Source organism: Sphingomonas zeae (genome assembly GCF_014197135.1).
GTDB lineage: Bacteria > Pseudomonadota > Alphaproteobacteria > Sphingomonadales > Sphingomonadaceae > Sphingomonas > Sphingomonas zeae.
The window spans coordinates 294147-309082 of record NZ_JACIFA010000003.1 but is presented as its reverse complement, the minus strand read 5'-3'; the positions used below and the strand labels follow the sequence as shown (position 1 = coordinate 309082).

13 protein-coding genes are annotated in these 14936 nt (G+C 65.5%); 12 read left to right on the top strand and 1 reads right to left on the bottom strand.

What is annotated here, in order from left to right; all coding sequences use genetic code 11:
- Positions 1–58: 58 nt before the first annotated feature.
- The 12 genes from GGR45_RS06795 to GGR45_RS06740 all read left to right on the top strand — a co-directional run bounded on the left by GGR45_RS06795 (position 59) and on the right by GGR45_RS06740 (position 14198).
- Positions 59–2434, top strand: coding sequence for a glycoside hydrolase family 127 protein (locus GGR45_RS06795; RefSeq protein WP_246358092.1), 2376 nt, complete (start codon positions 59–61; stop codon positions 2432–2434).
- A gap of 11 nt (positions 2435–2445) precedes the next feature.
- A complete protein-coding gene (locus GGR45_RS06790) occupies positions 2446–3441 on the top strand; it encodes an Ldh family oxidoreductase (protein ID WP_175312327.1) in 996 nt (331 codons plus the stop codon).
- A gap of 10 nt (positions 3442–3451) precedes the next feature.
- Positions 3452–5242 (top strand): DUF885 domain-containing protein, encoded by a 1791-nt coding sequence (locus tag GGR45_RS06785; protein ID WP_175312095.1) that lies wholly within the window; start codon positions 3452–3454, stop codon positions 5240–5242.
- 69 nt (positions 5243–5311) lie between these two features.
- Complete coding sequence (locus GGR45_RS06780) at positions 5312–6226, top strand: dihydrodipicolinate synthase family protein (RefSeq protein ID WP_175312096.1); 915 nt, start codon at positions 5312–5314, stop codon at positions 6224–6226.
- Positions 6226–6936, top strand: coding sequence for a GntR family transcriptional regulator (locus GGR45_RS06775; protein WP_175312097.1), 711 nt, complete (start codon positions 6226–6228; stop codon positions 6934–6936). The genes GGR45_RS06780 and GGR45_RS06775 overlap by 1 nt, the downstream gene beginning before the upstream one ends.
- Before the next feature lie 35 nt (positions 6937–6971).
- On the top strand, positions 6972–8375 hold the full coding sequence (locus GGR45_RS06770) for an amino acid permease (protein ID WP_175312098.1): 1404 nt from the start codon (positions 6972–6974) through the stop codon (positions 8373–8375).
- A gap of 149 nt (positions 8376–8524) precedes the next feature.
- Positions 8525–9133: a TetR/AcrR family transcriptional regulator gene (locus GGR45_RS06765; RefSeq protein ID WP_175312099.1), complete on the top strand. Its 609-nt coding sequence runs from the start codon at positions 8525–8527 to the stop codon at positions 9131–9133.
- A 203-nt stretch (positions 9134–9336) separates the two neighbouring features.
- A complete protein-coding gene (locus GGR45_RS06760; RefSeq protein WP_175312100.1) occupies positions 9337–9756 on the top strand; it encodes a hypothetical protein in 420 nt (139 codons plus the stop codon).
- 77 nt (positions 9757–9833) lie between these two features.
- Positions 9834–10424 carry an alpha/beta hydrolase gene (locus GGR45_RS06755; RefSeq protein WP_175312101.1) on the top strand — a complete coding sequence of 197 codons (591 nt, stop codon included), beginning with the start codon at positions 9834–9836 and terminating at the stop codon, positions 10422–10424.
- 234 nt (positions 10425–10658) lie between these two features.
- Positions 10659–11831, top strand: a complete 1173-nt coding sequence (locus GGR45_RS06750) for a chymotrypsin family serine protease (RefSeq protein ID WP_285138787.1) — start codon at positions 10659–10661, stop codon at positions 11829–11831.
- Between the two features lie 64 nt (positions 11832–11895).
- Positions 11896–12900 (top strand): zinc-dependent alcohol dehydrogenase family protein, encoded by a 1005-nt coding sequence (locus tag GGR45_RS06745; protein WP_175312102.1) that lies wholly within the window; start codon positions 11896–11898, stop codon positions 12898–12900.
- Positions 12900–14198 (top strand): NAD(P)/FAD-dependent oxidoreductase, encoded by a 1299-nt coding sequence (locus tag GGR45_RS06740; RefSeq protein WP_246358091.1) that lies wholly within the window; start codon positions 12900–12902, stop codon positions 14196–14198. The genes GGR45_RS06745 and GGR45_RS06740 overlap by 1 nt, the downstream gene beginning before the upstream one ends.
- Positions 14199–14204: 6 nt before the next feature.
- Here the strand turns inward: GGR45_RS06740 and GGR45_RS06735 are convergent, their stop codons facing one another.
- Complete coding sequence (locus GGR45_RS06735) at positions 14205–14849, bottom strand: GntR family transcriptional regulator (RefSeq protein WP_175312103.1); 645 nt, start codon at positions 14847–14849, stop codon at positions 14205–14207.
- Positions 14850–14936: the final 87 nt, after the last annotated feature.

Sequence of the window (14936 nt, the reverse complement as noted above, 5' to 3'; positions counted from 1 at the left end):
CAATTGACCCCCCTCCCGTTCTAGCTATATTGGTATACAGTATTACAGGGAGAGCAAGATGCTGCGGTCGAGCAGGCGGGAATGGATGCAGGGGGCGGCCGGTGTCGCGCTGATGGGAATGGCGACGCGAGCGGTCGGGGCAGCGCCGTCGATCCTCCCGGCCAAGGCGGAGCCGCTGCCGCTGTCGGCGGTGCGGTTGCGGCCGTCGGTCTATGCGACAGCGGTCGAGACGAACCGACGCTATCTCTATCGCCTCAGCCCCGACCGGCTGCTCCATAATTTCCGAAAATATGCCGGGCTGGAGCCGAAGGCGCCGATCTATGGCGGGTGGGAAAGCGACACGATCGCGGGCCATACGCTGGGCCATTACATGTCGGCGCTGGTCCTGACCTGGCAGCAGACCGGCGATCCAGAGATGCGCCGCCGCGCCGATTATATCGTGGCCGAGCTGGCCGAGGCACAGGCCAAGCGCGGCACCGGTTATGTCGGCGCATTGGGGCGCAAGCGGGCCGATGGCAAGGTAGTCGACGGCGAGGAGATTTTCCCCGAGATCATAGCGGGTAAGATCAAGTCGGGCGGCTTCGACCTCAACGGTTCCTGGTCGCCGCTCTATACGGTGCACAAGCTGTTCGCCGGGCTGCTCGACATCCATGGCGGCTGGGGCAATGCGCAGGCGCTGGATGTCGCGGTCAAGCTGGGCGGCTATTTCGCGCGGGTCTTCGCCGCGCTCGACGATGCGCAGATGCAGACGGTCCTCGGCTGCGAATATGGCGGGCTGAACGAGAGCTATGCTGAACTCTACCAGCGGACGAACGATCGCCAGTGGCTGGCGCTGGCCGAGCGTATCTATGACCGCAAGGTGCTCGATCCGTTGGTGGCGGGCGAGGACAAGCTCGCCAACTTCCACGCCAACACCCAGGTGCCCAAGCTGATCGGCCTGGCGCGCATCCACGAGATTACCGGCAAGCCCGAACCCGCCAGGGGTGCGAGCTTCTTCTGGGAAACCGTCACCGGGCATCACAGCTATGTCATCGGCGGCAATGCCGACCGCGAATATTTCTCCGAGCCCGATACGATCGCGCGGCACATCACCGACCAGACGTGCGAGCATTGCAACACCTACAACATGATGAAGCTGACCCGGCATCTCTACGGCTGGCAGCCGGACGGGCGCTATTTCGACTATTATGAGCGCGCGCATCTGAACCATGCGATGGCCGCGCAGCATCCAACCCATGGCGGCTTCACCTATATGACGCCGCTGATGAGCGGCGCGGCTCGCGAGTTTTCGACCGACAAGGACGACGCCTTCTGGTGCTGCGTCGGTTCGGGGATGGAAGCCCATGCCAAGCATGGCGAGTCCATCTTCTGGCAGGGTGGCGATAGTTTCTTCGTCAATCTCTACATCCCGGCCGAAGCGCGGTGGGAGAAGCGCGGCGCGACCGTGGTGCTCGACACCGCCTATCCGATGGACGGCCAGGCGACGCTGAGCTTCACGCGGCTGGACCGTTCGGGCCGCTTCCAAGTGGCGCTGCGGGTGCCCGGCTGGGCCAATGGGCAGGCACAGGTCGAGGTCAATGGACAGCCGGTGACGCCGCGCTTCGAGCGGGGCTATGCCGTCATCGATCGCCGGTGGAAGGTCGGGGACAAGGTGGCGATCCGCCTGCCGCTCGAACTGCGGGTCGAGACGGCGCCGGGCGACGATACGGTCGTCGCGGTCCTGCGCGGGCCGATGGTGATGGCGGCCGACCTGGGTGGTCGCGAAGGCAAGTGGGACTCGCCCGACCCGGTGCTGGTGGGAGCCAATCCGCTGGCAGGCTTCGCCGCCGCCGATCCGGCGGCCGCGCGCTACACCACCGCGGGCATCTTCCGTCCGGCGGATCTGAGCTTCGTGCCCTTTTTTAGCCAGTATGACCGCCGCAGCGCGGTCTATTTCAAGCGCTTCACCGACGCAGGGTGGAGGGCGCAGGAGGCGGCGTTCCTGGCCGATCAAGCCAAGGCCCGCGACATCGCCGCTCGTTCGGTCGATGTCATGCATCTGGGCGAAATGCAGCCGGAGCGCGACCATGGGCTGACCTCCGACATTTCCTACCCCGTTTCCTATCGCGGGCGGCAGGGGCGTGACGCGCGCTCGGGGGGCTATTTCGAGTTCACCATGGCAGTGCGCCCCGGCCCGATGATCCTGCAAGGCACCTATTGGGGTGAGGAGCGGGCGCGCGACTTCGATATTCTGGTCGACAATGTGAAGGTCGCGACCCAGCATCTGGAAAATGACAAGCCGGGCGCGTTTTTCGATGTGGAGTATCCGCTGCCGCCCGCGCTGACGACGGGCAAGAAGAGCGTGCGGGTGCGGATCGTGCCGCATGACCGCAGCACGGCGGGGCCGATCTTTGGTATGAGGCTGTTCGCGGCCAAGGCGGGGGCGACGGCGTGACCGGGGTGAGGATGGCCTTGGACGAATTGCGGACGCTGGCACGGGCCAAGTTGCGGGGTGCCGGTCTTGCCCCGGCCCATGCCGAGGCGGTCGCCGAGACGATGGTGGCGGGCGAGCGCGATGGATGCACCTCGCACGGCATCTACCGCTTGCTCGTCGCGGTCTCCAGCATCGAGAAAGGGGTCGTCGTCCCCGATGCCGAGCCGGTGCTGTCGCATCCCGCTCGCGCGCTTGTCCGGGTCGATGGCGGCGGCGGCTTTGCTCAACTCGCCTTTCAGACCGGAAAGCCTGCGCTGATCGAAAAGGCAAAGGCCAACGGCATCGCCGCGCTGGCGCTCAACAATGTCGTCCATTTCGCCGCGCTCTGGCCCGAGGTCGAGGAACTGGCGGAAGCCGGGCTGGTCGCGCTCGCCTTCACGCCCAGCCATGCCTGGGTCGCGCCGTCGGGTGGGACCGAGCCGGTGTTCGGTACCAACCCCATCGCCTTTGGCTGGCCGCGCCCCAACGGGCCGCCTTTCGTGTTCGACTTCGCCACCAGCATGGTCGCGCGCGGGGAAATCGAACTGCATCGCCGGGCGGGCAGGAGCGTGCCGGACGACTGGGGCGTCGATGCGGAGGGCAAACCGACGACCGACCCGGCGGCGATGCTGGCGGGCGCAATGCGGACCTTTGGCGGGCATAAGGGATCGGCATTGGCCGCGATGATCGAATTGCTGGCCGGGCCGCTGATCGGCGACATGACCAGCCGGGAGTCGATCGACTGGGACGCTGGGCGTGGCGGCTCGCCGTTGGGTGGTGAACTGATTATCGCGATCGATCCCAGGGGGTTCCTCGGCGATTTTCTGCCGGAGCATCAGGATCGGGCCGAGGCCATGTTCGCGGCGATCACGGGGCAGGGGGCGCGTCTGCCCTCCGCCCGTCGTTATACCGCGCGGGAAGTCTCGCTGGTCGAGGGGGTCGAGATTTCGACCGATCTCTACCGCGACGTGACCGCGCTGAAGGGTTGAGCAAGGGGATATGAACATGACGAACCGGATCGGATGGCTGCTGGCAGGGGCTGCCATCGCGGCGATGCCGCTCGGCGCAGTGCAGGCCAAGGGCCGCCCCCAGATCGCCCCCAAGGCCACCACGCCGGATGCCCAGTTCCGCGCGCTGTCGGATGCCGAATATCAATGGCGTATCCGCCAGAATGCCGCCGATCAGGACAGCGGTAGCGCGGGCTCGCGGCAATTGCCCGATGTCGGCCCCGCCGCCCAGGCCGCGCGACTGGCGCGCTGGGAAGCGACCGCCAAGGCGCTCGACACCATCGATCCGGCCAGGCTCTCCCCCGATGTGCGGACCGACTATATGGTCTATCGCGGCCAGATCGACGCGCTCCTCGCTGCGCAGCGGTTCCGGGAATATGAAAAGCCGCTCAATTCGGACACCAGCTTCTGGGGCAATCTGGCCAGTTGGGCGCGGGGGAGCTTCACCAAGGAAAGCCAGTATCGCGATTACATCGCCATGCTGCGCCAGATGCCACGCTATTACGATCAGCAGATCGCGAACATGCGCGCCGGGCTCGCGCGCGGCTTTACCGTACCGCGTATCACGCTGACGGGGCGTGAGATCGGCGTGGCGCAGGTGGTCGAAGCCGGGGTCGGCGATGCCCAGCCTTTTTACGAGCCCTTCAAGACGATGCCTACCAACATGGCGCCTGCGACCGCTGCGGCGTTGCGGGCCGAGGCGAAGGCGGCGATCCGCGACGATGTGCTGCCCGCGCATCAGCGGCTGCTGACCTTCCTGCGCAATGATTACATCCCTCACGCGCAGGCCAGTACGGCGGCCTATGACCTGCCGGATGGACAGGCCTATTACCGGTCCAAGATCCGCGAATATGTGACCGCCGACATGACACCGGAGCAGGTCCATGCGATCGGCCTGTCCGAGATGCAGCGCATTCGCACGCGGATGGACGGCGTGATGAAGGAGGTGAAGTTCCAGGGCGCCCTGCCCGCATTCCTGACCTTCCTGCGGACCGATCCCCGATTCTACGCGAAGACGCCGCAGGAGCTGCTCGACAAGGCGGCGTGGATCGCAAAGGGCTTTGACGGGGTCGCTGCGCAGTGGATTGGCCATCTGCCGCGCAGCCGCTTTGCGATCAAACCCGTGCCCGCGGATCAGGCGCCCTTCTACACCTCCGGGCGCGGCGGACCGGGCATCTATCTGGTCAACACCTATGACCTGCCGTCGCGTCCGCTTTACGCACTGCCCGCGCTGACCCTGCACGAAAGCGCGCCGGGGCACGCCTTCCAGATGCCGCTGGCCGCCGAGAACAAGAACCTGCCCGCCTTCCGTCGCGACAATTACCTGTCGGCTTACGGCGAGGGCTGGGCGCTTTACTGCGAGGCGTTGGGCGAGGAAATGGGGTTCTACAAGGACCCCTATGATCGTTTTGGTATGTTGTCCTATCAGGCATGGCGCGCAGCGCGCTTGGTCGTGGATACCGGAATTCATGCCCTGGGCTGGAGCCGCGAGAGGGCGCAGGCCTATCTGCGCGACAATACCGCCCTGTCGAATCATGAGATCGAGACCGAAGTCGACCGCTACATCGCATGGCCCGGTCAGGCGCTGTCTTATTATATGGGGCAGCTTGCCTTTCAGCGGGCGCGGGCCAAGGCGGAAAAGGCGCTGGGATCCAAGTTCAACATTCGCGCCTGGCACGATGCGATGCTTCAACTGGGTTACGTGCCGTTACCGGTCATCGATCAGCGGACGGATCGGCTCATAGCGGAAGGGGGCAAAGGACCCTATCCGGATGAGGAATGACGATTGACCCAACAGCGATGACGCGTTAAACAGTATACGGTATCTAAAACAATAGCAGGAAGACTGATAGTGAGCATCGGCTGGCGCGGCGTATTCCCCGCAGTGACGACCCAGATCCGGGAGGATCTGTCGATCGATCTTGTCGACACGCAGCGTGTCGTCGACGATCTGGTCCGCGACGGCGTGACCGGCGTCATCGCGCTGGGCACTGTCGGAGAGAACAACTCGCTCGACTATGACGAGAAGGTCACCGTCCTGACCGCGATCGTCGAGGCGGTGGCTGGCCGCGTGCCCGTCATCACCGGCGTTTCCGAATATGACACGCGCCGAGCGGTCCGTTACGCACAGGCGGCGGAAAAGGCCGGGGCCGATGGCCTGATGCTGCTGCCGCCGATGGTCTATGTGCCCAAGTCGCATGAGCTGGTGAACCACTTCAAGGGCGTGGCGGACCAGACCGGCCTGCCGATCATGCTCTACAACAATCCGCCTGCCTATCGCACGGTTATCGACCAGACGGTGTTGGAAGCGCTGGTCGAGGTAAAGAACATCGTGGCGGTCAAGGAATCGGCCCCGGATACGCGCCGCTTCACCGATTTCCGCAACGCGTTCGGCGATCGCTATACGCTATTCGCGGGCTTGGACGATGTGGCGCTCGAAGGTCTGTATCTGGGTGCGCAGGGCTGGGTCTCGGGCCTGACCAACGCCTTCCCCAAGGAGTCGGTCGAGCTGGTCGCGGCGTTCGACCGTGGCGATCATGCCAAGGCGATGGAAATCTATCGCTGGTTCATGCCGCTTCTCCACCTCGACGCCGAACATGACCTGGTCCAGTCGATCAAGCTGGCCGAGCAGGTCATGGGCCGTGGTTCGGAGCGCGTCCTGCCGCCGCGCTATGTCCTGGAAGGCGAGCGCCGCGCCGAGGTGATCGCGATGGTCGAAAAGGCCGCCGCGACCCGTCCGACGCTGGGCCAGGCCAAGGCCGCCTGATGGCGACGACGTCCTCGCCCCTGGACAGCGCCCGAGATGACGGGCGTCATCGGGGCGAGGGCGTCATCGTCGTGCAGACCCTTGCGGATCGCATCTTCGCGATCGTCCGCGAACGGATCATCGCCGGGGCGATCCCCGCCGATCGGCCGATCCGCCAGGACGCGCTGGCCGCGGAATTGGGCGTCAGCAAGATACCGCTGCGCGAGGCGATGGCACGATTGGAGCAGGAAGGGCTGCTCCACGGCGTCGCCAATCGGGGCTATATGATCAGCGCGCTGTCCGCCGCGCAGGCCGAGGATATTTACGGCCTTCGCCTGAAGCTCGAGCCGTCGGCGGCGGCGCGCGCCGCGCTGGTCGCCGATGACGAGGACCGCGCAGCACTCGTCGCAGCGTTCGAGGCACTCGACCAGGCGGCGGCCACTGATCTGGCGCGCGTCGCCATCTGCAACCGCCGCTTCCACATGGCGATGGTCCGTCCGACCCGTCGGCCGCTGACCATCCAGTTGATCCGACAGCTGGCGCTGCTCGCAGAACGCTATGTCGTGGCGCATTTGCAGCCTGCGGGGCGTGATGCGCGGGCGCATCTGGAGCATCGTGAGCAGCTCGACGCGTTTCTCGCGCGCGATGCGGACCGGGTTCAGGCATTGCTTGAGATGCATATTCGGTCCACCCTGATGGACCTCAAAGGCGGGTTCGCGCCCGTCGACTGACAATGATAAGCCAATAGGGCGGGGGATTCTCGACGATGTTTGGACCAAGAAAAGCGCTGGGCAGCGTGACCCAGCACGCGGAGGGGCAGGCGCTGGCCAAGACGCTCAGCTGGCCGCACCTGATCGCTCTGGGGGTCGGCGCGATCGTCGGTACCGGCATCTACACGCTGACCGGTGTCGGGGCGGAGCGCGCCGGACCTGCCGTCATCCTGGCCTTTGCGATTGCGGGAGCAGTCTGCGCCTGTGCGGCGCTCGCCTATGCGGAGCTGGCGACGCTCATCCCGGCGGCGGGCAGCGCTTATACCTTCAGCTATACCGCGCTGGGCGAGACGCTGGCCTGGGTCGTCGGATGGAGCCTGATCCTCGAATATTCGCTGGCCTGTTCGACCGTGGCGGTGGGCTGGTCGGGTTATCTGGTTGGCTGGATACAAGCGGCGGGCGTGCATCTGCCGCCCGAATTGCTGTCGGGGCCACATGGCGGAGGCATCATCAACCTGCCGGCAGTGTTGGTCGCGCTGTCGGTCATGGGAATGCTGGTCGCGGGCACGCGTGAGAGTGCGACGCTGAACATCATTCTGGTCGTCGTGAAGCTCGTCGCGCTGGGCGTGTTCGTTGCCTTCGCGCTTCCCGCCTTCAACAATGCCAATCTCCATCCCTTCATGCCCTATGGTTTTGGCGCCACTGAGGTCGACGGGGCCAAGCGCGGCGTGATGGCGGCGGCGGCCATCGTGTTCTTCGCCTTTTACGGCTTCGATGCGGTCGCCACCTCTGCTGAGGAAGCCAAGAACCCGGGTCGTGACCTGACCATCGGCATCGTGGGGTCGATGCTGGTCTGCACGTTGATCTACATGGCGGTAGCGGTGACGGCGGTGGGCGCGCTGCCCTTCCTGCAACTGGCCAATTCGCCCGAGCCGCTGGCGCTGGTGCTGCGCTCGCTGGGTCAGCCGACCGCGGCGCACCTGATCGCACTGGCAGCGGTCATCGCATTGCCTTCGGTCATCCTGGTGATGATGTACGGCCAAAGCCGCATCTTCTTCACCATGGCGCGTGACGGTCTTTTGCCCCAGTCCTTGGCGGTGGTCAGCAAGCGCAGCGGCGCTCCGACCCGGATCACGCTGGTGACCGGGGTGTCGATCGCGATCGTCGCGGGCATCTTCCGCCTCGACGAGATCGCCGAGTTGGCCAATGCGGGAACGCTGCTGGCCTTCATCGCGGTCGGCGCCTGCCTGATGGTGCTGCGTCGCCAGGCTCCGGATGCGAAGCGACTGTTCCGCTGCCCACAGCCCTATCTGGTCGGCACGTTGGCCATTCTGGGCTGCATCTACCTGTTGTTCAGCCTTCCCAGCGCGACGATCGTCCGCTTCATCATCTGGAACCTGGCGGGCCTGGCCTTTTATTTCGCCTATGGGCGTCAGCGCAGCGCACTGGCGAAGGGCTGAGCCCGACCAGAGTCGGGCGGGTGGGCCGCACAGATCGATGAAGCCTTGGGACATGCCTTTCGGCAATCCCGGGCGCTTTGGGGCGCCGTTATTCTGGCGGCTCGCCTAAGGGCTTTCCAAACCCGCCCCAAGATTCTATACCGAGCGTTATGGAAAATGCTTTGCCCGCGTGCAAGGGCCGCCCGCGCGAATTTTGCACCCAGCAGGCGCTGGCCGCTGCGCTCCGTGTATTCTGGAGCAAGGGCTATGAAGGTGCCTCGATGGCCGATCTGACCGAGGCGATGGGCATCACCAAGCCCAGCCTGTACGCGGCATTCGGCAACAAGGAGTCGCTGTTTCACAAGGCGCTCGACCTCTATGAGGCAGAGAAGCTCGCCTATATCCGCGACTCGCTGGATCAGCCGACCGCGCGCGGCGTCGCCGAGCATCTGCTGCGTGGCGCACTCAAGGCGATGACCAGCCAGACAGAGCCAAAGGGGTGTCTGGGCGTGATTCATTCGGTCGCTTGCGGATCGGAGGCCGAATCCATCAAGGCTGAAGTGGTGGCACGCCGCGCGTCGGTGCAGACGGCGATTACGGCGCGGTTCCAACGCGCCGTGGACGAAGGCGATCTTCGCCCCGACGTTGACCCCGAGGCGCTGGCGAACCTGCTTTATGCCGTGTTGCAGGGCATGGCGGTCCAAGCGGGCTCGGGCGTGCCGAGCGATCAGCTCGATGCCCTTGTCGATTCCGCCCTGGCGCTATGGCCGTCACGCTAAGGAAAAATTTTTAGTACCGCTTGGTACGAAAGTCGTTGACGGCTGGATGGTTGATTAATATACCGCTTGGTATGGAAGGTGATGGTCACCTTCGGCGGTCAAAATAGCGAGACAGCAGGACGGGCGGCGGGATGCCGTTTTCCTCGGGCGGGCGTGATGCTGGCCGGGGCGGGATGTCGCGCGGCGAAAAAGGGGTTTGCATCATGGCCTATGTCGCATTTCAGGAAATTGGTGCCGCGCTGAGCGCGGTCGATGCCGTCGTCGCGCAGCAGGGTGCGGCGGCCATTCGCCCCGATACCCGCCTGTCAGCGTTGGAGTGGCAGGTGGTCGCACTGGCGCGCCGCGATCGGCTGTCTAGCCTGCGCGAGCCGACCAAGCTGATCCGTGCGATCGGCAGCATCTTCGGCGACACTCGCAACCCGCGTCTGGCCGATCCTTCGTTGGAGGCCCTGCGTCGGATGGCTGTGCTGAGCTGGCATCATGGCTATAGCGTGCCGTCGCACGAGGTCCGCGCGTTCCTGGCGGCCGGTTATTCGGCCGATCAATATGAATTGATGGTCGACAGCATTGCGACCGCACTGTCCGATTCCCGTCGGCTGGCCCGGCCTGTCGCGGCAGGGTGAGGCGGGCGTGCGTCCGTGCCCTCTTGTGCTTCCCCGAGACTGACGTACCTTGGACGGGTTAGTGACGGAGAAGATGCATGGCGGCCGGACTGCGTCTGAACGATCCTTTTTCGATCATCACGCTACCCCTGGCGGGTAAGCCCGACGGCGAGCGGGTCATGCCGTGGGAGGATTTGTTCGCCTGGCCCCGACGGGGCGACCTCCAACTCGCTTTTGATGGCGACTCGCGTGAAGCACGCGATATCTGGGCGACCCGACTGGATCATGCGGTGGGCCATGCCGATAAGGCGGTGTTGCTGGTCGCCGAAGGCGCGGCTTGTCTTGCCAGCATTTGGTGGGCGCGGCTGTCGCCCAGCCATTACGTCGCGAAGGTCGCTGGCGCGCTGTTCTTCCAGCCGCCCTCCGCCGATGCGCTAGACCGGCAAGGCGGACAGCTCTTCGCCTCACCGGACGCCGCCTTGCCCTTTCCCTCGCTGGTGGTCGATGGTGCCATGCATGGTTCGGCCCTTGCCGCGATGTGCGGCGGAGGCCTGCTGAAGCCGCCCCGCGCCGCCCCCGCTCCGACGGGCATGTGGCGCCAGGCACAGCGGCTGATCGAGCGTTTCTCGGCCGGGGTCGTCGAGCAGGATTTGCGCGTCCTGCGCACCTTGGGCATTGCCGAGCACTGACACAAAAAGGCCCGGCAGGTGCATACCGCCGGGCCAGTTGTTCGCCAGAGGGAGCTTCCTTTGACGAAGCAGAAGTGGTGACAAGGCCCGGACTGGCCCGCCGCCGAGGAAAATCTAGCTCGTGTTCGCCGCGCTCGGCACCACGCCTCATGGTCAATACATACTAAATCGATGGGATATAACCAGTACAAATCTTGGCGTCGGTATAGATCGGCTTTCCTGTCCATATGGGCCGTGGCGTTCCTGCTGATGCCGGGAGGGCTTCGCGCCCAAGCCGTGCCGCTGGATGAGCACGCCGCACTGGCGCTCGATGCGGCGGAATATGCCGCGACGTCTGGCCAGACGCTGGCCGCCGCAGCGCGCGAATTGGTGCTGCAAGAGGCTTCGGTGCCGCTCACGGATGCGCTCAAGGTGGAGTTCGCCGATCGCCTGGCCGGGCTGTCCGTCGGTCATGCGCCCTTCCGGATCGACATATTGCTGACCGGAGACACCCCGGTCGCCGACCGAGTGGTGCAGGTGGCAGGTAGCCCGGTGCTGGTCCGCTTCCGTACCGGGGCATATGCCACGCATCAGCAACTGGTCGTCGCGTTGGCGCTTCATCAGACCGAGATCCGCGCGATCCTGACTCAGCCGCCGGGCATGGGCGTCGATCCCCGGATCGGCGCGCTGGTCGTCATGGTGTCCCCCGCCGACGCGGAGGCCGAGCCGGGCGACGCCCTGCGAGACCGGATCGCACGGATTGCGGGTGTACCGGTGCGGATCGCGACGCTTGATGCATCCGACGCCGATCTGGCAGACCTCCAGGGCGGGGCGCGGCTGACCGGCATCGACCCTGCCAATGGCCGCCGCTATGCCTGCACGGGGGGCTTTGCCGTCCGGCGCGGCGAGGCGAGCGCCATCGTGACGGCCGCTCACTGTCCCGACAATCTGGCCTGGACGGACGCCGAACGGCGCGAGCATCCGCTGCCCTTTTTGGGGCAATGGGGATGGGGCTATCAGGACGTCCAGGTGAACGGAAGCCCGACACCCCTGCCGCCCGCCTTATGGAGCGACACGGCCAAGACGATCAGCCGTACCGTCACGGGTGCCCGGTCCCGCGACTCGACGCGCGGAGGAGATATCCTTTGCCATCGTGGCGAGCGTACGGGATATAGCTGCGCCGAAGTCTGGACCCCGGATTTTGCTCCGGCCGGCGACTTGTGCGGCGGCGGATGCACCCCGACCTGGGTGGCGGTCCGCGGACCCACCTGCCGAAGCGGCGACAGCGGCGGGCCGGTATTTTTGGGCGGCATGGCCTATGGCATCGTCAAGGGAGGCAGCTACCGGGGCGGGGACGACAGCTGCGCCCTATACTATTACATGTCAGTCGATTTCCTGCCCGACGGGTGGGCGCTGGCGACCGGCTGAGGGATCGCATCGCGCCGTTGCCGCGTTGATTTTGCCATGGATGGACAGCGATGAAGGCGATGGCATGAAGGCGATGATCCTCGACGCACCCGGCGGACTGGACCGTTTGCGGTTAGTCGACCGACCCGATCCTGGCGCGCCCGGACCCGGCATGATCCGGGTCCGGCTGCACGCAACCTCGCTCAACTACCACGACTATGGCGTGGTCTCCGGGAACATGCCGACCGAGGACGGCCGTATTCCCATGGCGGACGGCGCGGGTGTGGTCGAGGCGGCAGGCGAGGGCGTGAGCGATTTTGCGGCGGGCGACGCCGTCGTCTCGTGCTTCTTTCCCGATTGGCACGAAGGGCCGCCCCGGATCGGGGATTTCTCGCGCGTGCCGGGTGATGGGATTGACGGCTATGCCCGCGAAATAGTGGTTGCTCCCGCAACGGCCTTCACGCGCGCGCCCGAGCGCTATGACCATGCCGAGGCGGCGACCATCACCACCGCCGGACTGACCGCCTGGCGAAGCCTGGTGGCCGATGGCGGGCTCAAACCCGGCGACCGGGTATTGGTGCTGGGGACCGGCGGCGTGTCCATCTGGGCACTCCAGATCGCACATATGATGGGCGCGCAGGTCGTCGTCACTTCGTCGTCCGATGAGAAGCTGGAGCGTGCGCGCTCGCTGGGGGCGGCGCACACGATCAACTATCGTGACCATCCCGAATGGGGAAAGCTTGTCCATGACTGGGCGGATGGCGGCGTCGATCATGTCATCGAAGTCGGTGGACCGGGCACGCTCGCCCAGTCGATCGACGCGGTTCGGATCGGCGGTCATATCCATCTGATCGGCGTGCTGACCGGCATCGCCGGGAATGTCCCTACCGCGACGTTGATGAGCAAGCAGGCGCGTCTCCAGGGGCTGATCGTCGGTAGCCGTCGGATGCAGATGGAATTTGTCCGCGCGCTGGACGATGCGGCCTTCCGGCCCGTCATCGATCGCTGCTTCGCTCTGGACGCGTTGGGCGATGCCTTCCGCTTTCAGGAAAGCGGTGGGCATTTCGGCAAGATCGCCGTTACCTTCTGATGGCCGAGGTGCGCGATATGGCAGGTGCGGGCGTCGATCCCGACTGGCCGCATGTCGTAATTGTCGGCGCGGGATTTGGCGGGTTGGCGACGGCGCAACGGTTGGCCCGCGCGCCGGTGCGGGTCACGGTCGTCGACCGCAACAACTATCACCTGTTCGTGCCGCTTCTGTACCAGGTCGCGACCGCCGCCCTATCGCCCGCCGACGTCGCCGAGCCGATCCGGCATATCCTTGGCCGCCACCCGAATATCCGAGTGGTGCTGGGCGAGGTCGTGCAGGTCGAAACCCATGCGCAACAGATCACATTGGCGACCGGCGAGACGCTGAACTATGACCGGCTGGTCGTCGCGACGGGATCGACGAGCAGTTATTTCGGCCATGACGAATGGCGTCGCTATGCACCCGCTTGCAAATCGATCGAGGAAGCGCGCGGCATCCGATCGCGCATATTGGGGGCGTTCGAAGAGGCCGAGCGTGACGGGACAGCCGACCGCGAAGCGCTGATGACCTTCGTGATCGTCGGCGGCGGTCCTACCGGCGTCGAACTGGCCGGTTCGGTGGCCGAGTTGGCCCGTTATGCGCTGACCTCCGACTTTCGCCGCATCCGTCCCGAAACGGCGCGGATTATCCTGATCGAGGGCGGGCCGCGTATCCTGACCGCCTTTCCCGACTCCCTTGCTGACTATGCCGAGCGCGCGCTCAAACGGCTGGGCGTTCAGGTCATGACCAATATGCCGGTCGAGTCGATCACGGCTGCGGGGCTGACCGCCGGGGGGCGGTTCATTCCGGCGCACACTGTCCTATGGGGCGCGGGTGTCGCGCCCACGGGGGCGGCCAGGCTGCTTGGTGTATCGCCAGGGCTGGGTGGGCGAGTCGCGGTGAGGCCCGATCTGAGTGTCGAAGGGCTGGAGAATGTGTATTCGCTCGGCGACGTCGCCGCCTGCCTGGACGATGACGGCAAGCCGCTGCCTGGCCTGGCGCAGGTCGCGCAGCAGCAGGGGGATTATCTGGGCAAGGCGCTATACGTCCAACTGACCCGGGGCACCGCGCCCAAGCCGTTCCGCTTTCACAACCGCGGCAATGCGGCGATCATCGGGCGTCATGCGGCGATCTTCGACTTCGGACGTTTCCGGATGAAGGGGTGTCCGGCCTGGATGCTCTGGGCGATCGTCCATGTCGTGCTGCTGGTAAATTTTGCGCAGCGCATTCGCGTCAGCCTGCAATGGCTGTGGCGCTATCTCACCTATCGGCGCGGCGCACGTATCATTACCACGCCCCATATCCGCCCGTCCGGCTGACTGCGGTCAGCGGGACAGCTGCGTCCGCAAATCGACCAGGGTCGCGCCGATATGGTCGGTCAGAAAGCCCGCGACCCGTGCCTCATCCCGCGCCAGCCAGGCATCGAGCAGCGCCTGATGCTCCTCATGCGCGCGGTCCTCGCGACCGGCGGGTTTCAGATGTTGAACGACATAACGTTCCGCCAGGACCTGCAGGCGCTCGATCAACTGAAAGGTCAGCGCTGCGCCGAGCGGGCGGACCAGCGCCAGATGGAAGGCGCGGTTGCGGTGAGCGACCTCGTGCAGCGCGTCGCGCGCCGCGACATCGAGCGCGGTCAACGCATCCCTCGCGGCGGCCTGGTCGTCTGCTGTCGCGACGCGAGCCGCACGGGCGGCAGCGTCGGGCTCGATCGCCAGCCGGAGTTCGTAAATCTCCTCCGCCTCGCCCGCGCCCAGCGAGCGGACAAAAAAGCCGCGATTGGCCTGGCTGGTCAGCAGCCCTTCCTGCTCCAGCCGCGCAAGCGCCTCGCGCAACGGAATCTTGCTGACCCCCAGCTCATTGGCCAGCGCATCCTGACGGATCGGCTGCTCCTCGGGCAGATCGCCGCTGATGATACGCTCGCGAATGATGGTGAAGATCTGCTCCGACAGGGTGCGAACGACAAGGCTCATGAATTCTCTCGTGCCGACAGGCCGGGAGAAGCCTGCAATTTATGGATCACCGTAACGAACGGGGGCTGAGCATAGCCGGGTTCGCCG